Origin of the sequence: Micromonospora sp. WMMD729 (assembly GCF_049315225.1) — a bacterium.
In the GTDB taxonomy this organism is placed as follows: Bacteria; Actinomycetota; Actinomycetes; order Mycobacteriales; family Micromonosporaceae; genus Micromonospora.
This window is the reverse complement of record NZ_CP186059.1, coordinates 3727408-3748083: the sequence shown is the minus strand read 5'-3', so window position 1 is coordinate 3748083 and position 20676 is coordinate 3727408. Positions and strand designations below refer to the sequence as shown.

The 20676-nt window shown below is 73.2% G+C and carries 14 protein-coding genes; 8 read left to right on the top strand and 6 right to left on the bottom strand.

Annotation, left to right across the window (positions count from 1 at the left end; all coding sequences use genetic code 11):
- Positions 1-6: 6 nt before the first annotated feature.
- The 3 genes from ACN263_RS17230 to ACN263_RS17220 all read right to left on the bottom strand — a co-directional run bounded on the left by ACN263_RS17230 (position 7) and on the right by ACN263_RS17220 (position 8101).
- Positions 7-6606 carry a condensation domain-containing protein gene (locus tag ACN263_RS17230; RefSeq protein ID WP_422735343.1) on the bottom strand — a complete coding sequence of 2200 codons (6600 nt, stop codon included), beginning with the start codon at positions 6604-6606 and terminating at the stop codon, positions 7-9.
- On the bottom strand, positions 6603-7406 hold the full coding sequence (locus ACN263_RS17225) for a thioesterase II family protein (RefSeq protein ID WP_422735342.1): 804 nt from the start codon (positions 7404-7406) through the stop codon (positions 6603-6605). The genes ACN263_RS17230 and ACN263_RS17225 overlap by 4 nt, the downstream gene beginning before the upstream one ends.
- An 89-nt stretch (positions 7407-7495) precedes the next feature.
- Positions 7496-8101, bottom strand: a complete 606-nt coding sequence (locus ACN263_RS17220; RefSeq protein ID WP_422735341.1) for a class I SAM-dependent DNA methyltransferase — start codon at positions 8099-8101, stop codon at positions 7496-7498.
- Positions 8102-8225: 124 nt separating this feature from the next.
- Here ACN263_RS17220 and ACN263_RS17215 point away from each other — a divergent pair, with 124 nt between their 5' ends.
- Positions 8226-8843 (top strand): hypothetical protein, encoded by a 618-nt coding sequence (locus ACN263_RS17215; protein WP_422735339.1) that lies wholly within the window; start codon positions 8226-8228, stop codon positions 8841-8843.
- A gap of 128 nt (positions 8844-8971) precedes the next feature.
- The gene (locus tag ACN263_RS17210; protein ID WP_422735338.1) at positions 8972-12907 is read left to right on the top strand and encodes a ThuA domain-containing protein; all 3936 of its coding nucleotides are present in this window, start codon (positions 8972-8974) and stop codon (positions 12905-12907) included.
- 57 nt (positions 12908-12964) lie between these two features.
- Here the strand turns inward: ACN263_RS17210 and ACN263_RS17205 are convergent, their stop codons facing one another.
- Positions 12965-13417 carry a septum formation initiator gene (locus ACN263_RS17205; protein WP_422735337.1) on the bottom strand — a complete coding sequence of 151 codons (453 nt, stop codon included), beginning with the start codon at positions 13415-13417 and terminating at the stop codon, positions 12965-12967.
- Positions 13418-13519: 102 nt separating this feature from the next.
- Between ACN263_RS17205 and ACN263_RS17200 the strand changes: the two genes are divergently transcribed.
- Genes ACN263_RS17200 through ACN263_RS17190 form a run of 3 tightly spaced genes read left to right on the top strand, consistent with a single transcriptional unit; the run spans position 13520 to position 16081 of the window.
- The gene (locus tag ACN263_RS17200; protein WP_422735336.1) at positions 13520-14215 is read left to right on the top strand and encodes a response regulator transcription factor; all 696 of its coding nucleotides are present in this window, start codon (positions 13520-13522) and stop codon (positions 14213-14215) included.
- Positions 14212-15498: an ATP-binding protein gene (locus ACN263_RS17195; RefSeq protein WP_422735335.1), complete on the top strand. Its 1287-nt coding sequence runs from the start codon at positions 14212-14214 to the stop codon at positions 15496-15498. Before ACN263_RS17200 ends, ACN263_RS17195 begins: the two co-directional genes overlap by 4 nt.
- Positions 15499-15526: 28 nt before the next feature.
- On the top strand, positions 15527-16081 hold the full coding sequence (locus ACN263_RS17190) for a DUF5872 domain-containing protein (RefSeq protein WP_422735333.1): 555 nt from the start codon (positions 15527-15529) through the stop codon (positions 16079-16081).
- Here ACN263_RS17190 and ACN263_RS17185 read toward each other — a convergent pair.
- Positions 16065-16952, bottom strand: coding sequence for a LysR substrate-binding domain-containing protein (locus tag ACN263_RS17185; protein ID WP_422735332.1), 888 nt, complete (start codon positions 16950-16952; stop codon positions 16065-16067). The two genes, ACN263_RS17190 and ACN263_RS17185, sit on opposite strands and share 17 nt — an antisense overlap.
- Here ACN263_RS17185 and ACN263_RS17180 point away from each other — a divergent pair.
- Both ACN263_RS17180 and ACN263_RS17175 read left to right on the top strand, forming a co-directional pair.
- On the top strand, positions 16840-17511 hold the full coding sequence (locus ACN263_RS17180) for a GNAT family N-acetyltransferase (RefSeq protein ID WP_422740730.1): 672 nt from the start codon (positions 16840-16842) through the stop codon (positions 17509-17511). The two genes, ACN263_RS17185 and ACN263_RS17180, sit on opposite strands and share 113 nt — an antisense overlap.
- Before the next feature lie 81 nt (positions 17512-17592).
- A complete protein-coding gene (locus tag ACN263_RS17175; RefSeq protein ID WP_422735331.1) occupies positions 17593-18087 on the top strand; it encodes a PepSY domain-containing protein in 495 nt (164 codons plus the stop codon).
- A 90-nt stretch (positions 18088-18177) separates the two neighbouring features.
- Here ACN263_RS17175 and ACN263_RS17170 read toward each other — a convergent pair whose 3' ends face one another.
- A complete protein-coding gene (locus tag ACN263_RS17170; protein ID WP_422735330.1) occupies positions 18178-20070 on the bottom strand; it encodes an ABC transporter ATP-binding protein in 1893 nt (630 codons plus the stop codon).
- 70 nt (positions 20071-20140) lie between these two features.
- Here ACN263_RS17170 and ACN263_RS17165 point away from each other — a divergent pair, with 70 nt between their 5' ends.
- Positions 20141-20650 carry a pyridoxamine 5'-phosphate oxidase family protein gene (locus tag ACN263_RS17165; protein ID WP_422735329.1) on the top strand — a complete coding sequence of 170 codons (510 nt, stop codon included), beginning with the start codon at positions 20141-20143 and terminating at the stop codon, positions 20648-20650.
- Positions 20651-20676: the final 26 nt, after the last annotated feature.

The following is a 20676-nucleotide window of genomic DNA, read 5'->3' as shown; positions in this document are numbered from 1 at the left end:
CTCCTCCTACTGCCGTGGCGGTTGCCCGGGGCGTCCGGCCAGGCGCAGCAGGCCGTGCCGGATGCCGTCGAGCAGGTTCTCAGCGGTCTCCGGCCGGAAGGCCGGAGTGGCGTAGCTCAGATCGACGCGCAGCTCGGGGCCGGTGAGCGACCCCGTCACGTCGAAGGGGAAGGGCCAGTGCCCGTCGGGGTCCTCGGTCGGGCCGAACGGCGCCGCGCAGACGTCGAGCAGGTGGTTGGCCGGGGCGACGTCGTCGAAGCCGTACCCGCCCATGTAGTTGACCGCCACCATCGGCGGCGCGGTGGCGGCCAGCCGGGCGCGCACGTCGTCGTCGGGGCAGAGGTGCCGCAGCAACGCGTACCCGATGCCGTTGTCCGGGACGCGGCCGAGCTGGCGGATCACCGAGCGGACCGAGCGGGTCGCGTCGGCGGTCGTGGGCAGCTCCAGGCGCAGCGGGTACAGCACCTGGAACCAGCCCGTGGTGCGGCTGACGTCGACGTCGTCGAAGAGCGGCTCCCGACCGTGGCCGGTGGTGGCGACGGTCACCGCGCCGCCGGTCCGCCCCGCGACGGTGTCCACCACGGCCCACACCAGCAGGTCCCGCACGCTGGCGCGCAGCCGACGGGCGGCGGCGTGCAGTCCCCGGGTCGCGGTCTCGTCCAGGGTCACGGTGGCCAGGCCCAGGTCACCGAGGCGGAACGGCGTGGCGGTCGGCTCGTCGGCCAACCGGGACAGCACCCCCTCGTCGGCCTGGGCCAGCCAGAACGGCAGCTGCGCGCGCAGTTCCGACGAGCCGGCGTACCCGGCCAGCCGCCGCGCCCAGTCCCGGTACGACGTGGTCTTGGCGGGCAGGGCCGGCTCGACGCCGCGTTCGAGCTGGTCGCAGAGCGTCTCCAGGTCGGCCAGCAGGACGCCCCGGGAGACCGCGTCGACGACGAGATGGTGGTTGACGAGCAGGAGCCGGTCGGGCAGCTCCGGGCCGAGCCGGAAGTGCGCCACCCGGGCCAGCGGGCCGGCCGTGAGGTCCAGGGCGGTCTGCGCCTCGGCGCAGTGGGCCTCGACCGCCGCCGTCCGCTCGTCGACAGCGAGCCCGGTCAGGTCGTGGCTGACGAACGGCACGGCGTCGGCCGGGTCGGCGTGGTGCTGACGCCAGCTCCCGTCCGCCTGCCGGGTCAGCCGCAGCCGCAGCGCGTCGTGCTGGGCCACCAACCGGCGTACCGCCTCGCGGACCAGGCCGGTCGGGAGCGGCCGGGCCAGTTCGAGGTAGTAGGGGTGGTTGAACAGGGCGGGCCGATCCATGGTGGGGGCGATGACGTCGGTGAACCAGCGCTGCGCGCCGGTCAGCGGGGCGTCGCCGTGCACCTCGCCCTGCTCGGCCTGCGGCGACGCGGTCGCCTCCCCGAGGCTGGCGGCCAGTTCGGCCACCGTGGGGTGGCGGACGAGCTGTCGGGGGGTGATGTGGATGTCGGCCGCCGCGCAGCGGGCCACGAGCTGCATCGCGAGCAGCGAGTCGCCGCCCGAGGCGAAGAAGTCGTCGGTGATGCCGAGCTGGTTGGTGCGCAGCAGCTCCGACCAGATCGCCACGAGCTGTCGTTCCCGCTCGGTGCGCGGCGCGGCGGCGGCCCGGTCGGCCGAGCGCCGGTACCCGTCGGTGACCGCGTCGCGTACCGCCGCCGCGTCAGCCAGCTCGGTGGCCACCTCGGCCAGCAGCGCGGCGGGAATCCGGTCGACGGGCGCGTCGCCGTCCACGGTGGTCCGGGCGTCCAGCGACCAGAGACCGCGCAGCACCTCGACCGGCCCGATTCGCTCGTCGACGGGCAGCGCCGGGACGTCGGGCGGCGCGGGTACGGAGTCCGGATGCAGGAGCAGGGTGGCCGCGTCGGTGGCGGGGGTCGGGGCGTACCCGATGATCCCGGCGGTGACCAGCGCGGACAGCTCGGCGCGCTGCGGCGTCGTGGTGAGCAGCAGCTCGCGCCCGGCGCGGGCCTGGGCGGCGAGCAGCCGTGCCAGCTCGGCCTGCCGGTGCGCCGGCCCGGCCGGTACGACCAGCCGGCGCAGCGCGGGATGCCGCACCGCCCGCCGCACCAGCAGCGTCGCGGTGACCGCCGCCAGCTCCGGCGACCAGGCGTCGTCGGGCAGCTCCGGCACCCGGTAGCGCCGCGCCCACCCCTCGATCGCGACGACGTCGACGTCCGGCCGGGCCTGGGCCAGCCGCGCGGTCAGCTCCGCGAAGACCGCGTTCCACGGTGCCGTCCGGTACGGCGGCGACGGCGGGCAGACCGCGATCGTCAGCGCCGCCGCGCTGTGCGCCCGGTGCACGTCCAGGGCCGCCAGCAGCTCGGCGTGAAAGTCGCGCAGTGCGACGATGCCCGCCGCGAACGGACCGGGGGTGAGCCGGTCCTCCCAGCGCAGGACCAGCGCGTTGCTGTCGCGCCGGCCGGTCGCCAGGCCGGCGGCCGGGTCGCGCAGCAGCCGCAGCAGCGCGCCGGGCTCGACCTGTTCCAGGGTGTGCGGCAGGTGCAGCAGCCCGGCCCAGAAGCGGACGGTCTCCGCGAGCCGTGGCACCTCGACGGTGCCGCCGACCACCAGCCGGGGCGCGGGCGGCGTCGTGCGCCGGGACGCCGGCGCACGCCGACCCGCGCCGATCGGCGCGTCCGGTCGACGCAGCCCGTCGTCGAGCACCCGGGCGAGCCCGGTGAGCAGCCGCACCATCCGCTCCGGGGTGAACAGGTCGGCCCGGTACGCCAGGTCGGCGTGCAGGTCGTCGCCCTGCCAGGTGACGCTGAGGAACAGGTCGAAGTCGACACCGGCGCTCGGCACCTCGACCGGCGTGGCGGTCAGCCCGGCGAACTCCGGCAGCTCGTCGGCGCCGTCGAGGACGTTCAGCACGCACTGGAACAGCGGGTGGTACGCGGCCTGCCGGGGCAGCCGCAGCGCCTCCACGATGGTCGCGAACGGCAACCCCTGGTGCCGGTACGCCTCCCGCGCCGTGCGGTGGGCCCGGGTGACGAGCTGGCGGAACGTGGGCCGTCCCGCCGTGTCCATCCGCAGCGGCAGCAGGTCCGCGAAGCACCCGATCAGCGGGGCCAGCTCGGCGCGTTCCCGGCCGGCGGTGGGTGTGCCGAGCACCAGGTCGCCCTGTCCGCTCTCGGCGTGCAGCAGGGCCGCGAAGCCGGCCAGCAGGACGGCGAACGGGGTGACCCCCTCCGCCCGGGCCAGCTCGCGCACGGCCGCGCCGAGCCCTGTGCCCAGCCGCTGGGCCTGGTAGCCGGCGACGTCCGAGGGCTCGTCGGGGCGGGAATGGTCGGTGGACAGGTCGAGCAGGGGTGGCGCGTCGGCCAGCCGCTTGCGCCAGTACGCCAGGTGCGGCTCGACGGCGCTGGACGCCAGCCAGTCGCGCTGGTGGCGGGCGTAGTCGGTGAACTGCACGGGCAGCGGCGGCAGTGGCCGGTCGACGCCGGTGGCGTGGTGGGCGTACCGGGCGGCCAGCTCGTCGAGCAGGATGCTCCACGAGGTGTTGTCGCAGACGATGTGGTGCATACCGATCAGCAGGTGCCAACGCTGCTCGGGCAGCCGCAGCAGGCGGGCGCGCACCAGCGGCCCGGCCGCCAGGTCGTACCGGTGCGCGGCCAGCTCGGCGGCCGCTCGGCGCAGCGCCCGGGCCTGCTTCGCCGCCGGCAGCGCGGTCAGGTCCAGCGTCTCCAGCCACGGGTCGACGTGCGGGTGGAGCACCGGCTCGGGTTCGCCGTCGCGGCCCCGGAAGGTGGTCCGCAACACCTCGTGCCGGGCCAGCACGTCGTCGAACGCCCGGCGCAGCGAGGTCTTGTCGAGATCGCCGCGCAGCTCGACGGCGGCCGTGGTGTTGTGCCGCACCACGTCGTCGTCGAGCTGGTCGAGCGCCCAGAGCCGGACCTGCGCCGAGGACGCCACCGCCGGCGTACCCGCCGGGGCGGGGGTGAGCGGGGCGAGCGCGGTGGCGTCCTCATCGGCGTCCAGCACGGCGGCGAGCCCGGCCACGGTCGGGTTGGTGAACAGGGTGTAGAGCGACACCTCCCGACCGAACTCGGCCTGCACCTGCGAGAGCAGACCGGTGGCGAGCAGCGAGTGTCCACCGAGGCCGAAGAAGTCGCTCGTCACGCCGACCTGTTCGACACCGAGCGCGGCGGCCCAGAGACCGGCGAGCCGCTCCTCGGTGGGGGTGCGCGGCAAGACGATCTCGTCGTCCGCGGCGGTGCGGACCGGCGCCGGCCGGCTCCGCTCGGCGACCGCCGCGGCGGTGGCCAACTCCTCGACGACGTACGCGGCCCGCTCGGACCCGATCGGCGTGCACAACTCACTCAACCCGGCGCTCGGCACCGGCGGGTCCAGCGGCCAGACGTGGGCGAGCAGCCGGCGCAGCTCGTCCCACGAGGCGGGCACGGCCAGCGCCAGCACACCCGGGTGCTCGCCGCGCAGCGCCGCCACGGCCTGCGGGTCGGTGTCGAGGACCACCGTGGTGGCCGGTTCGGCGGCGGCGAGCGCTTCCGCCGTGTACGCCCGCACCTCGTGGCCGGGCAGCGCGGCGGCGAGCCGGTCGACCGGCAACCGCTCGGCGTCGACCAGCACGAGCCGGCGCGGCTGACCGGCGAGCCGCCGCAGCTCGCGCAGCACGATCGTGCCCAGCGCCGCGAAGTACTCAGCGGTGTACGGGACGTGGCCCAACTCGTCCGCGCCCTCGTCGTCCACCTCGCCGACCGGGTAGGCGCGGGCGTGGTCGGCCGCCCAGACGACGTGCACCCCCGGGGTACGCGCCGCCAGCGCGGCCAGCCGGTCGTCGAGCCGGCCGTGTTCCTGGCCGGCCGCGCGCGGCGACGCGGGGCAGACCACCAGCAGCAGCGGGGCGTCGGTCCGCCGCCGGTACGCCGCGACCGCCGCGTCGAGGTCGTCAACCGCCGCGTCGAGAGCACCGACGGTCTGGTCCTGCCGGCGCAGCCAGTCCTCCCACCGCAGCAGGCAGACCGTGGCGTCGACGGTCGGCCCGGCCAGCAGGTGGGCCACCAACTGGCCGTACCCGACCAGCTCCACCGACGCGGGTACGCGCAGGAAACGCAGCCAGAACTCCACCGGGTCGCGCAGCGGGTCCACGGTGAAGGTGGCCGCCAGCGCGATCCGCTGCCGGCGCAGCCCGGGCACCGCCGACAGTGGGCGGTCCGGGTCGTCCACCAGGGCGCGCAGCAGCTCGGGCAGTCGGCCCACAGTGGCGGCGATCGTCTCGTCGAGGTACAGGTCGGCGTTGAAGTCGACCGCGCCGTCGATCCGGTCCCCGTCCACGGTGAGGCTGACGAACAGGTCGAAGTCCGTGAGGCCGCTCTCCGCCGGCACCGGACGGAACGTCGCCCCGGCCGCCTGCCGCTGCCGTACGCCGCCGTCGGTCATGGTCGCCAACACCTGGAAGAGCGGGTTCACGCTCGGGTCGCGGACCGGGCGGACCTCCTCCACCACCCGCGCGTACGGGGCCTCCTGGTGGGCGTACGCCTCACTGACCGTCCGGTGCACCCGGCGGACGAGGTCGCGCACGCTCGGGTCGCCGCCGGTGTCCACCCGCAGCACCAGCATGGTGGCGAAGCAGCCGATCAGCGGTTCCAGATCGGTGCTCGCCCGACCGGCGGCGGGCATCCCGAGCAGCAGATCCTCCTGGCCGGTGGCCTGGCGCAGCAGGGCGGTCAACCCGGCGAGGACCACCGCGTTGACGGTGGCCCCGGCGCGGCGGGCCAACCCGCCGAGGGCGTCGGTCAGCTCGGCGTCGATCGTGAACGGCAGGCTCCGGCCCCGATGGGTCTGCACCGGCGGCCGGGGCCGGTCCGGTGGCAGTGTGGAGCGGGCCGGCGCCGAGGCGAGCCGTTCCCGCCAGTGCGCCAGGTGCCCCGCCAGCTCCCGTTCGGCCTCCGGCCGGCGACGGGCGGCGACGTGCGCCACGAACCGGGTGGGCAGCGCCGGCAGTCCCGCCGGGGCGTCCCCGGCGAACTCGCCGTACCAGCGCACCAGTTCCTCGACGAACACCCCCGCCGACCAGGCGTCGAAGACGATGTGGTGCGCGGTCACCAGCAGCAGGTGCTCGTCGTCCGCGAGGGTGACCAGCCGTGCCGCGAGCAGCGGCCCGCTGGTCAGGTCGAAGTGGACCGCCGCGTGCGCCGCGATCTCCCGCTCGGCCGCCGCCGCCCGCTCCGACGCCGGTAGTCCGCTCAGGTCGAGCAGCGGCAGCGGCACCTCCAGCGCGTCCGACACCCGCTGGGTGACGGTGCCGTCGACGGTCGCGAACACGATCCGCAGCGCGTCGTGTCGGGCCACCACGGCGTTGACCGCGCGGTGCAGCGCCGCCACGTCGAGCGGACCGGTGATCCGCTCGGCGAAGGGCACGTTGTAGACGGGCGTGCCGGGCTCCAACCGGTCCAGGAACCACAGTTGCTCCTGGGTGAAGGAGAGCGGATAGCTGGCCGCGGGTGTCGGATCGGCGCGGGCCTGGCTGGCGTGGCCCTGGGTGGCACGGGCCTGGCGCAGTCGCAGGGCCAGCAGCTCCCGCTGCTCGGGGGTGAGGTCGGCGAGGTCCGGGTGCAGGTCCTGGGTCATCGGGTGGCCCCTTCGACGTACGCGCGGTCGGCGGCCGGCCCGCCGTCGAGCAGGCGGGACAGCGGGGGAGGCGTGTCGTGCAGGTAGAGATGACCGCCCGGCACGACGGTCAGCGAGAAACCGGCGGCGGTGCAGGCCGCCCAGCCGGCCACCTCGTCCGGGCCGACCAGGGGGTCGTCGGCGGCCGCCACCGCGTCCACGGGCAGCGGCAGCGGCGGTGCGGTCGCCGGCCGGTACGACGCGACCACGTTCAGGTCGGCCCGCACGGTGGGCAGGATCAGTTCCAGCAGGCCGGGATCGGCGAGCACCTCGTCGGGGATGCCGCCCAGGTCGACCAACCAGCGGGTCAGCGCGGCGTCGTCGAGGCGGTGCGCCGTACCGAGCGGTGCGGCGTCGCGCGGTGGACGGGCCGCCGACACCACCAGCCGCTGCGGCGTCGGGCCACCCCGCGCGATCAAGCGGGCCGTCACCTCGTACCCGATGAGGCCGCCCATGCTGTGCCCGAAGATCGCGAACGGCGTCGGCACCCGCGCGGCGATCGCGTCGACGAGCGGCGGTACCAGGTCGTCCATCGTGTGCAGGGGTTCCTCGGCCAGCCGACGCTCACGACCCGGCAACTGCGCGGTCCACACCTCCACGTCGTCGCCCAGCAGGGCGGCCCACGGCCGGTACGCGCCGCCGCCGGCCCCGGCGTACGGCAGGCACACGAGCCGCAGCCGGGCGGCCGGGCGGGGCGCGACGCAGCTCAACCAGGCGGTGACGTCGGCGGTCGTCGGCGGTGTTACGGGTGGTGTCGCCATGCCCGCACACGCTAGGAACGGGCCTTGAGGGCGGTCTTAGCGTCGGCTGAGCGTTCCTACCGGTGTCCGCTGCGCGCGGCCGCCCCGACTCAGTCGACGGCGGTGGCCGCGATGGCGTAGTGCGGCCGGTGCGGGCCGCCGTCGGGGCGTTCCAGGCGCTCGACCTCGGTGAAGCCGGCCCTCGTCAACCGTCCGGAGATCTCGTCGACCGGCCACCGGTACGCGGTGGTCACCTTGTGGTCGAAGGCGTCGACCTCGTCGCCGGAGAAGAGACCCAGCACCAACGCTCCGGACGAGGTCAGGGCCCGTCGGAATGTCGTCAGGACACCGTCGAGGCGCTCCGGCGGCAGGTGGATCAGCGAGTACCAGGCCAGGATGCCGGCGACGGAGTGGTCGGCCACGTCGAGGTCGTCCAACGACCCGAGGCGGTAGCTGCCGTCCGGGTGGGTCGCCCGGGCGTGGGCGATGAACTCGGGCACGATGTCGATGCCGGTCGCGTCGGCGCCCAGCGACCGTAGGTGGTCGGTGAGGTGGCCGGGGCCGCAGCCCAGGTCGAGCACCGGCCCCGACAGACCCGTCAGGTGCCGCCCGACGAAGGCGAGGTCGTCGGGGTGCACCTGCTCGCGGGTGCCGAACAGTTCGATGTACAGATCCGCGACCGCGCCGTACGCCTGCCGCACCCGTTCCGTGCCCACCGCGCGACTATAGGGGATCACGGGCTCAGGGTCGCTCGGTGGAACACCTGAGCCGCAAACCAGGGGCCGTACCGGGGCTCTGCCCGGAGTCCGGACACCTGTGGACGGCCGAATGATGGCGTTCATGAGACGCACCGCATTCTTCGTGATCGCCGGGCCGGCCTGCATCGTGGGCTACGGGCTCGTACGCCTCTGGGCTAGGTCCGACGGGACGTACGGTCCCGGGTTCGACTGGCAGGCCGCCCACCTGGTCGGCCTCGCGGGCATGGTGTTCTTCGTGCCGGTGGTGCTGGCGCTGGCCGGCCTGCTGCGCCCCAGCCGGTGGCGTACGTCGGTCGTGGCCGGCACGCTGGTCGGGCTCGCCGCCACGATGGTGCAGTTCGGCGCGGACATCGTCGAGGGTCTGCTGGCCGCCGACCGGGCGGAGATGTCGGCGCTCGGCGCGGACTTCAAGGACCTGCCCGGCGTCGAGGTGGTGGTCTACGACGTCGTACCCCAGTTGTTCTTCCTCGGTCTGCTCGTCCTCGCGGGCATGCTCGCGGCCCGCCGGCTGCTGCCCTGGTGGAGTGTGGCCCTGCTGCTCGTCGGCATCCTCCTGCCGGTCGTCACGCTCGACCTGCTGCCGCTGGGCGGCCTCTGCATGCTCGTGGCGCTCGCGCCGACGCTGCCCGCCCTGCGCCGGGACGCCGCGCGGACCCACCCGGAAACCGTAATTGGATCTTCCTTGCCGGAGTCGCTCTGACCTGCCGAGATAGCGCTCTCTCGAATAGTGCGGAAGTCCTTGACGAGGTGGTAATCGACCCGTAACGATGCATGCACCTCACCACCACCGGCGTGATCGGCGCACGTCGTCCGCGAAAGGACCTATCCGTGCGCAGATCCCCGAGAGCATGGCTCGGCGCTGTGTTGAGCGCGATCCTCGTGTTGGGCGGCGTCGTCGCCACGCCACCGGCGGCCAGCGCCGCCCCGTACACCGTCCTGGTCTTCAGCAAGACCGCCGGATTCCGGCACGGCTCCATCACGCCGGGCATCGCGGCGATCCAGCAGCTCGGCGCGGCCAACGGCTTCACCGTCGAGGCCACCGAGGATGCCGCCCAGTTCACCGATGCCAACCTCGCCCGGTTCGCGGCGGTGATCTGGCTGTCCACCACCGGCGACGTGCTCAACGCCGCCCAGCAGGCGAGCTTCGAGCGCTACATCACCGCCGGCGGTGGGTACGTGGGCGTGCACTCCGCCTCGGACGCCGAGTACGACTGGCCGTGGTACGGCGGGCTCGTCGGCGCGTACTTCGCCTCGCATCCGGCCGAGCAGACCGCCACCGTGACGGTCGCCGACCAGGTGCACCCGTCCACCAAGGGGCTGCCGCAGCGGTGGAGCCGCTTCGACGAGCTGTACAACTACCGCGCCAACCCCCGGGGCGCCGTGCACGTGCTGGCCACCCTCGACGAGAGCACCTACACCGGCGGCAGCATGGGGTACGACCACCCGATCTCCTGGTGCCAGAACTACTCCGGCGGCCGGGCCTGGTACACCGGCCTCGGTCACACCGACGCCTCGTACGCCGACGCGGCCTTCCGTCAGCACCTGCTCGGTGGCATCCAGACCGCGGCCGGGGCGGTGACCGCGGACTGCGGCCCGACGGTCACCAGCAACTTCCAGCAGGTGGAGCTGGCCAAGGGCGTGGCCGAGACCGGCGAGCCGATGAGCCTCACCGTGCTGCCCGACCGGGGCGTGCTGCACACCTCCCGCAACGGCGTCATCCGGCACACCGACGCCGCCGGCAACACCAAGGTCGCCGGCACCCTCGCCGTCTACTCCGGCGACGAGGAAGGGCTACAGGGCATCAAGGCCGACCCCAACTTCGCCACCAACCGTTGGGTGTACGCGTACTACGCGCCCCCGTTGAGCACCCCCGGCGGCGGCGCGCCGGCCACCGGCACGGCTGCCGACTTCGCCGTCTGGGACGGGGTCAACCGGCTGTCCCGCTTCACCGTGAACGCCGACAACACCATCAACATGGCCAGCGAGACGCTGATCCTCAACGTGCCCACCAGCCGGGGCATGTGCTGTCACGTCGGCGGCGACATGGACTTCGACGCGGCCGGCAACCTCTACCTGTCCACCGGGGACGACACCAACCCGTTCGACTCGGCCGGCTTCACCCCGATCGACGAGCGGTCCGGCCGCAACCCGGCCTTCGACGCGCAGCGCACCTCGGCGAACAGCAACGATCTGCGCGGCAAGGTGCTGCGCATCAAGCCGAGCGCGGCGGGCGGCTACACCATCCCGGCCGGCAACATGTTCACGCCGGGTACGGCCCGGACGCGTCCGGAGATCTACGCCATGGGCTTCCGTAACCCGTTCCGGATGAGCGTGGACAAGGCCACCGGCATCGTCTACCTCGGTGACTACGGCCCCGACGCGGGCACCGCCGACCCGAACCGGGGGCCGGCGGGCAACGTCGAGTTCGCCCGGATCGACCGGCCGGGATTCTACGGCTGGCCGTACTGCACCGCCCGCAACGACGCCTACAACGACTACACCTTCCCGTCCGGGCCGTCCGGGCCGAAGTTCAACTGCGCCGGCGGGCCCGTCAACGACTCGCCCAACAACACCGGCATCACCCAACTCCCGCCGGCCATCCCGGCCTGGCTGCCGTACGGCGGCTCCGGCTCGCCGCCCGAGTTCACCGGCGGCGGCCTGTCGCCGATGGCCGGCCCGGTCTACCGGTACGACCCGAACAACACCTCGCCCGTGGCGTTCCCGCAGTACTACGACGGCACCTTCTTCGCCGGTGAGTTCGGCCGCCGTTGGATCAAGAACGTCAAGCTCGACTCCACCGGTCAACCGTTGAAGATCAACCCGTTCCCGTGGACCGGCACCCAGGTCATGGACATGGAGTTCGGCCCGGACGGCGCCCTCTATGTGCTCGACTACGGCACCGGCTGGTTCAACGGCGACGCCAACTCGGCGCTCTACCGCATCGAGTACGCCCGCGGTGGCCGGGCGCCCGTCCCGAAGGTCACCGCCACTCCGACCAGCGGCACCGCGCCGCTGACCGTGGCGTTCTCCTCGGCCGGCACCCTCGACCCGGACGGCGACCCGTTCACCTACGCCTGGGACTTCGACAACAACGGCACCACCGACTCGACCGCCGCGAACCCGAGCTTCACGTACACCACCAACGGCACCCGCAGCCCGACGCTGACCGTGCGGGACACCACCGGCAAGACCGCCACCGCGAGCGTGGTCGTCACCGTCGGCAACAGCGCGCCGGTGGTCACCGTGAACACCCCGTTGAACGGGCAGACCTTCACCTTCGGGGACGCGATCCCGTTCTCCGTCACGGTCACCGACGCCCAGGACGGCACCGTCAACTGCGCCCGGGTGAAGGTGAACTACGTCCTCGGGCACGATTCGCACGGCCACCAGCTCGGCAGCGCGCAGGGCTGCACCGGGGTCATCCAGACCTCGGCCGACGGCGAGCACGACAGCGCGGCGAACATCTTCGGCATCATCGACGCCGAGTACACCGACCTGGGCGGGGGCGGCCAGCCGGCGCTGACCACGCACACCCAGGCGGTGCTGCAACCCCGGGTCCGTCAGGCCGAGCACTTCGGTGACTCGTCCGGCGTGCAGATCGTCGCCGGGGCCGCCGGGCACGGCGGGGCAGCGGTCGGCTACATCGACAACAACGACTGGATCTCGTTCCGTCCGTACAACCTGACCGGCGTCCAGTCGTTCAGCGCCCGGGTCGGCGCGCCGGCCGGCGGCGGCGGAACGCTGGAGCTGCGCGTCGACTCACCCACCGGACCGCTGGTGGGCTCGGCGACGGTCACCTCCACCGGTGGGTACGCGAACTTCGCCACCGTCACCGGCGGCGTGACCGCGCCGACCGGCACCCGGACGCTGTACCTGGTCTTCAAGGGCACCGGGCCGTGGTTCGACATCGACGAGTTCACCCTCTCCACCAGCCCCGGCGGGCCCGGCCCGGACCCGGACCCGGATCCCGGCACGGGCACGAACCTGGCCAAGGGCAAGCCGGCACGAGCCTCCAGCTACGAGGGCGCCTTCGTCGCGGCCAACGCGTTCGACGGGGTGGCCGGCACCCGCTGGGGCAGCGCCTTCGGCGACCCGCAGTGGATCGACGTGGACCTCGGCGCGACGTACGCCCTCAGCCGGGTCAAGCTGACCTGGGAGGCCGCGTACGGCAGCGCGTACCAGATCCAGACCTCGACCGACGGCGTCACCTTCACCACGATCCGCACGGTGACCGGCGGCGACGGCGGGGTGGACGACCTGACCGGGCTCACCGGCTCCGGCCGGTACGTCCGCCTCCTCGGTACCGGTCGCGGCACGGCCTGGGGCTACTCGCTCTACGAGTTCGAGGTGTACGGCGGCACCGGCACCCCGACCGGAGGCAACCTGCTGCTGAACAAGCCGACGACGACCTCCAGCACCGAGGGGGCCGACGTGGGCGGCGCCCAGGCCGTCGACGGCAACCTCGCCACCCGCTGGTCGAGCGCGTTCTCCGACCCGCAGTGGATCCGCGTCGACCTGGGCACCCCGACCGCGATCGGGCGGGTCAAGCTCGCCTGGGAGGCCGCCTACAGCAGCGCCTACCAGATCCAGACCTCCAACGACGGCACCACCTGGACCACCGTGAAGACGGTGACCGGCGCCGACGGTGGCGTGGACGAGCACAGCGGCCTCGGTGCGAACGGCCGCTACCTGCGCATCTACGGCACGGCCCGGGGGACCGGCTACGGCCATTCGCTCTGGGAGGTCGAGGCGTACACGAGCTGAACCACCACCACGACGTGGCCGGCACGGGTCTCCGTGCCGGCCACGCCGCTCGTTTCGTCAGTCGTCGGCGACGGCCACCGGTTCGGTGCCGATGCAGCGCACCTTCAACTCGTGCTTACCGGCCGAACCCTCGAAGGTGACCTCGACGTCGTCGTCCGGGCCCCGGTCCACCTCGTGCACCCGGTAGCCCTGCGCCGGTGCCCACGACACGAGGCGTACCCCGTCGGGGCCGCACTCGGCCACGGCCGTGCCGCCGCCGGTGGCGAAACTGCGGCGGACCCCGGCGCTCGCGCTCGGCGCGGCACTCGCCGTGGACGGCCCGCCCGTGGTGCCACCGGGCGTCGGCTCCGGGGCGGCGAGTGCCCGTTCGATCTCGGCCTCGCTGCGCACCCCGCCCGGGGTGCCGGTGATGCTCTCGCCCACCAGCCGGATCGCGCCCACACCGATCAGGGTCGCCACGGCGACGGTGGTCATCCACCCGACGGCGACGAGGACCGAACGACGGCTCATGGCACCGACTATCCCCGATCCACGGTTGTCGTCGGCATATCCGGAGGCTAAGGCACGGTTAAGGCGCGTCACGCCGGCATCGGCACCGGCTAGCCTGCCTGCGTGGCCCGCCTGCTGCTCATCGAGGACGACCTGACCATCCGTACCCCGCTGCTGCGGGCGTTGCGGGAACGCGGCCACGCGGTGGCCGCGGCCTCGACCGCGATGGCGGGCCTGCGGGACGCGCTGGACGACCGGCCCGACCTGGTGGTGCTCGACCTGGGCCTGCCCGACCTGGACGGACGCGAGCTGCTGCGGATGCTGCGCGCGGTCAGTTCGGTGCCGGTCATCGTGGCGACCGCCCGGGACGACGAGGCGGAGATCGTCCGGGTCCTCGACGCGGGTGCCGACGACTACGTGGTCAAGCCGTTCACCGCCGCGCAGCTCGACGCGCGGGCCCGCGCGGTGCTGCGCAGAGGTCCCGCCGGGCCGGACGCGCAGGAGGTGTCCCTCGTGGTGGGTGGCCTGCGGGTCGATCCCCGGTCCCGGCAGGTCACCCTGGACGGCACGCTGGTGGAGCTGACGCCGCGCGAGTTCGACCTGCTGCACCACCTGGCCGGGCGGCCCGGTCAGGTGGTCACCAAACGCGAGTTGCTCACCGAGGTCTGGCAGATCCCGTACGGCGGGGCCGACAAGACCGTCGACGTGCACCTGTCCTGGCTGCGCCGCAAGTTGGGGGAGACCGCCCAGCAACCCCGCTACCTGCACACCGTGCGGGGCGTCGGCGTACGCCTCGAAGCTCCCCCGGCCCGCCCGTGAGGGCGCGACTGGCGCTGCTGGTCGCCGCGGTCAGCGTCCTCACGCTTATCGCGTTCCTGGTGCCGTTGGCCCTGCTCGTGCGTACCGTCGCCCAGGACCGGGCGACGGTACGGGCCACCGCCGACGCGCAGAGCCTCGTGCCGGTGGTCGGCACCGCCGACGCGCCCACCATCCGGCTCACCGTCGAACAGCTCGCGGCCGAGTCCGGCCGACCGGTCAGCGTCTTCCTGCCCGACGGCACGGTGCTCGGCGCCCAGGCGCCCCGTACGCCCGCGGTGGCCCTGGCCGCACGGGGGCAGAGCCTCACCGGGGAGTCGGCGGCCGGCCGGGAGGTGGTCATCGCCGTGCAGGGCCGGGCGGACGGCACCGGCGTGATCCGGATCGTGGTGCCCCGGCAGGAGTTGACCGCCGGGGTGACCCGCGCCTGGCTGGTGCTGGCGTTGCTCGGTGTGGTGCTGGTGCTGATCGGGCTGGCGGTCGCCGACCGGCTGGCGCGCACGCTGGTACGGCCGATCAGCGACCTGTCCGTCGTGTCGCACCGGCTGGCGAACGCTGAGCTGGACGCCCGGGTGGTGCCCGCCGGCCCGGCCGAGCTGCGCGAGGTCGCCGGAGCACTCAACCACCTCGCCGGCCGCATCCAGGTCCTCCTGCGCCAGGAGCGCGAGCAGGTCGCCGACCTGTCCCACCGGCTGCGCACACCCCTCACCGCGCTGCGGTTGGAGGCGGAGTCGCTGCGCGACCCGGACGACGCGGCCCGGATCGCGGCCGCCGCCGACGGGCTCGAACGCGCGGTCACCGGGCTCATCCAGCAGGCCCGCTGGCGTCATGCCCCCGCGCCGGGCACGGTCGCGTCCGACGCCGCGGCGATCGTCGCCGACCGGGTCGCGTTCTGGTCGGTGCTCGCCGAGGACACCGGCCGGGCCGTCCACCTCGACCTGGCCCCCGGCCCGTTGACCGTCGGGGTGGCCGCCGACGACCTGACCGCCGCCGTGGACGCCCTGCTCGGCAACGTCTTCGCGCACACCCCCGACGGCACGCCGTTCACCGTCCGGCTCGTGTCCGACGCCGGCGAGGTGCTGCTCACCGTCGCCGACGAGGGCCCGGGGATGCCGCCGGGCGCCGTCCAGCGGGGCGCCAGCGCGGCCGGCTCCACCGGGCTCGGGCTGGACATCGCCCGCCGCGCCGCCCAGGCCGGTGGCGGCCGGCTGGAGCTGCGCTCCGGCCCGAAAGGTGGGGCGCAGGTGGTGCTGCGGCTCGGCCCGCCGCCGCAGCGCGAGGCATAGCCGCTGCGCTGCCGGGTAGCTGCCAGCCATGGCGCGGTATACGAAACCCGAGCTCAGAGAGCAGATCAAGGAAGAGATCAAGGCGTCCGACAAGGGCGGGAAGCCCGGTCAGTGGTCGGCACGCAAGTCACAGCTGGTGACGCAGGAGTACAAGCGGCGCGGCGGCGGATTCCTGGGCGAAAAGGACCAGCGGCAGAAGGCGTTGCAGCGCTGGGGCAACGAGAAGTGGCAGACGAAGGAGGGCGACACGCGCGCCCGCAAGGACGGCACGACGAGCCGTTACCTGCCCAAGAAGGCCTGGGACGAGATGTCCGAGAGCCAGAAGCGCGCGACCGACACCAAGAAGCGGGAGGCGTCCCGCACCGGCCGGCAGTACGTCGCCAACACCGGCCCGGCGAAGAAGGCACGACGCGACGCCACCACCGCCGGCCGGATGTCGGAGATGTCGGTCGCCGAGGCCAGCAAACTCGTCCGTGGCCTGGACACGCGACAGCTCCGGACCGCCCTGCGCAACGAGCACGCCGGCAAGGACCGCAAGACCCTCGTCCAGCGCCTCGAGGCGGAACTCAACCGGCGCGGCTAGCTGTAGCCGTTCCGAAGCCGATCGAGGTGACCCGGTCGTCGTCCCGGCGACGCAGGATCCGCATCTCGGTGGTGGCCTCGGTGCCGGTCAACGGCAGCACCGCCACCGGAGGGGGTGCCACGGCGGTGATGCTCGCCGGTGCGATCGTCACTCCGAGGCCGGCCGCGACCAGGTGCGCCAGAGTGGTCCAGCTGCCGGCGTCCTGGACGATCCGCGGTGTGTAGCCGGCGTCCAGGCACGGCCGGAGGTTGCGCTGGTAGGCCCGCTCGCCGGCCACCCGTGGGAAGAAGACGAACGGGTCGTCCCGCAGCGCCTCGGCGTCGATCGCGCGGTCTCGGGCGTGTGGGTGGTCGGCCGGCAGGACGGCGACGAAGGACTCGGTGGCGAATGTGGTGCCGACCAGGTCGTCATGGTCGTCCGGGTCCCGGACCACGCCGAGATCGACCTCCCCGTTCAGCAGCCGGTCGACGATGTTCGCCGTGTACGCCTCGTGCAGGCGTAGGTGGACGGCCGGATGACGCTCACGGAAACGACGGATCGGCCCGGCCAGCCCGAGCTGGATCGCCGAACTGACGAAGCCGATGTCGAAGCGCCCCTGCTCCCCGCGCCCGATGCGGCTCGCCTCGTGCACGTCGTCGGAGACGGCGGCCAGCACCCGCCGGCACCGGACGAGGTACGCCTCGCCGGCGGGCGTCAGCGCCACCGACCGGGAGGTGCGCACGAACAGCGGCGTACCGATCATCGCCTCGAGCTGACGGATCTGCTGCGACAGCGGCGGCTGGGCCATCCGCAGCCGCACCGCGGCCCGGCCGAAGTGCAGCTCCTCGGCGACCGCGACGAAGTACCGCAGGTGGCGCAACTCGGGATCCATACGCCGAGGATACGAATCAATCCAAACAAGATATTGGACGTTCGAATGGCGGCGACCGGAGAATCGGCTCATGAAGCCGAGCACGCTGACCGTCGCGTCGATGACCACAGCCGAGGAGGCCGCGGCCTTCCGGACGCTCAACGAAGAGTGGATCTCCCGCTTCTTCGCCATTGAGGAGTCGGACCGCAGGACGCTCGGTGACCCGTTCGCCGCCATCGTCGAACCGGGCGGCGACGTGCTCGTGCTCCGCGACGGCGGGCAGATCGTCGGCTGTGTCGCGCTGGTGCACAGCTCGGCGGGCGCCTTCGAGTTGTCGAAGATGGCGGTGACGTCGGCGGCGCGCGGCAGGGGCCTCGGCCGCCAACTCATCGCGGCGGCGATCGAACGCGCCCGCCAGCTGGGCGCGGCCACCCTGTTCCTCGTCAGCAGCACCAAGCTCCCGAACGCCGTGCACCTCTACGAGACGGCCGGCTTCCAGCACGTCGGAGCGGACGAGATCCCGCTGTCGCCGTACGCCCGCGCCGACGTCTTCATGCGGATGGCGCTCCCGCCGGCTTAACCCGGCCTTAGCGTTCGGACAGCGCGCTGCTATCCCGGTTCCGCCGATCCTCGTAGTCGACAACGAGGAAAGGTGGACATCATGAAGCGGACCAATCTCCTCCTGGCGTCGGCCGGCGGGGCGGCGGTGCTGGCGGTTGCCGGGGTCGCGCTCGGCGTCACCGCCGCGAACGACTCGCGTACCGACACGACGCTCGCCGCGGCGACCGTCGCGCCGACGGACGACAGCGCCACCGCCGCGCCGGCGACCGGCGATCCGTCGTCGACCGGCACTCCATCGGGTACGCCGACGAGTAGCGCCCCGTCCGCGGGCGGCGCGCCGGCCGGCGCCGCTGTCGACGAGAGGCGAGCCGGCGAGATCGCGCTCGCCAAGGCTGGCGGCGGCCAGATCGTGGAGGTCGAGGCCGAGCAGGAGCACGGCCGTCCGGTCTGGAGCGTCGAGATCGTCTCCGGCGACACCGAGCACGAGGTGGACGTCGACCGGGAGAACGGCTCGGTGGTCAAGGCCGAGCAGGAGCCGGTCGACGCCGACGACGACGGCGATGACAAGGACGACGACACGGACGACGACGACTGACCGTCGCAGTTCGCCGCCCGCCCCGGGATCGACCGGGGTGGGCGGCGTGGCGTTGCTGGGCGTGGCGCGGTTCGTGACGCTGGTTCCGTCCTAGATCGGCACGCGTTGTTCGGGGACCGTCGGTTGCTCCTGGGCGAACTGCGTGCGGTACAGCTCGTGGTAGCGACCGCCGGCCGCGAGCAGGTCGCCGTGCCGGCCGCGTTCGACGATCCTGCCGTTCTCCACGACGAGGATCTGGTCGGCCGCCCGGATGGTGGAGAGCCGGTGCGCGATGACCACGCTCGTGCGGCCGGTCAGGGCCTCGGCGAGGGCGTCCTGGACCGCCGCCTCCGAGGTGGAGTCGAGGTGCGCGGTGGCCTCGTCGAGGATGACCACGCGCGGCTTGGCGAGCAGCAGCCGTGCGATGGTCAGCCGTTGCCGTTCCCCGCCCGACAGCCGGTACCCGCGCTCACCGACGATCGTGTCGAGCCCGTCGGGGAGCGCGCGGATCAGGTCGTCGAGTCTGGCCCGCCGGAGCGCGTCCCACATCTCGTCCTCGGTGGCGTCGGGCCGGGCGAACGCCAGGTTGGCGCGGATGCTCTCGTGGAAGAGGTGCCCGTCCTGGGTCACCACACCCAACGCCGTCCGGATCGACTCCGCCGACAGGTCGCGGACGTCGACGTCGCCGAGCTTCACGGCCCCGTCGTCGACGTCGTACAGGCGGGGCACCAACTGTGCGATCGTCGACTTGCCCGCCCCGGAGGAGCCGACGAGGGCGACCAACTGGCCCGCCTCGGCACGGAACGACACCCCGTGCAGCACGTCCTCGCCGCCGCGCGGGTCGAGCTTCACCACGTCCTCGAGAGACGCGAGGGACACCCGGTCGGCCGACGGGTAGCCGAACCGTACCCCGTCGAACTCGACCGCGACCGGCCCGTCGGGGAGGGGCCGGGCGTCGGGCTTGTCGACGATCAGCGGCCGGAGGTCGAGGATCTCGAAGACCCGCTCGAAGCTCACCAGCGCGCTCATCACCTCGACCCGGGCGCTGGCCAGCGAGGTCAGCGGCGCGTAGAGGCGCGACAGGAGCAGCGCGAGGGCGACCACCGTCCCGGCGTCGAGGCTGCCCCGCAGGGCGTACAGGCCGCCCAGCCCGTAGACCAGGGCCAGCGCCAGCGAGCCGACCACGGTGAGCGCGGTGATGAAGACCCACTGGAGCATCGCCGTACGGACGCCGATGTCCCGTACCCGCCGGGCGCGGGCGGCGAACTCGGCGGACTCCTCGGCCGGCCGTCCGTACAGCTTGACCAGGGTGGCGCCGGGCGCCGAGAACCGTTCGGTCATGCGGGTGCTCATGGCGGCGTTGTGATCGGCCGCCTCGCGCTGCAGGCGGGCGAGCCGGGACCCCATCCGGCGGGCCGGTAGCACGAAGATCGGCAGCAGGACGAGCGCCAACAGCGTGATCTGCCACGAGAAGCTGAGCATCACCGCCAACGTCAACATCAGGGTGACGGCGTTGCCGACCACACTGGACAGGGTGTCGCTGAACGCCCGCTGCGCGCCGATCACGTCGTTGTTCAGGCGGCTGACCAGGGCACCCGTCCGGGTCCTGGTGAAGAACGCCACCGGCATCCGTTGCACGTGGTCGAAGACGGCCGTCCGCAGTTGGACGATCAGCCCCTCACCGATGCTGGCGGAGAGAAATCGCGTGACCAGGCCCAGGCCCGCTTCGGCGAGGGCGATCACGGCGATCAGGACGGCCAACCGGACCACGACGCCGCCGTCGGCGCCGTCCACGATCGCGTCGACCACCCGACCGGCGAGAATCGGCGACGCCACCGTGAGCACGGCCGTCACCACACTCAACAGCAGAAATCTGACGATCATCGCGCGGTGCGGTCGGGCGAACCGCCCGATCCGCTTCAGGGTGGCGCGGGACAGCGGTCGCTCGTCCCGCGCGTTCATCGCGTGGCGCAGGGACGTCCACGCGGTAACTTCCATGCTCATTCCTACCTCCGATGTCGGAGGCTAGGACCTCATCCGAACTTCAGGTCAAGTCGCGCGATAAGGTTCCCGCGTGCCGTTGACCAATCCCTGGCTGGCCGGGCCCACGCCGGCTGGGCGGCTCCCTCGTGAACGGCTCGAAGAGCGCATTCTCCACCTGCTGTCGTCGCAGAACATGTGCGTGCTCGCCACCACGGGTCCGGACGGCCCGCTGGCCACGCCGGTGCGGTACTACCCGCTCGGCTTCGCAGTGCTGTTCACGGCCGCGCCGCGTTCGCCCAAGATGCGCAACATCGCTGCCGATCCACGAGTGTCCGTCGGGATCTTCGCGCCCCTGGTCGGGCTGGCCAGTAGCCGAGGGGCCCAGGTGTTCGGAACTGCCCGGGTCATTGACCCGGGGCACCCGGACCGTGCGCATTACTGGGAGGCGTTCCGATGGGAGAACGAGCACGCCGAGCGGGGGCGACCGCTGTCCGAGCCTCCCGAGGACACCCTGGTGGTCGTCGAGGCTGATCGGATCGTCTACACGGAGCACTGGCTGCGACGCGAAGGACTGGCGCCCCGCCAGCACTGGCGTCGCTGAGCATGCCGCTCGGCCCGCCTCTATGG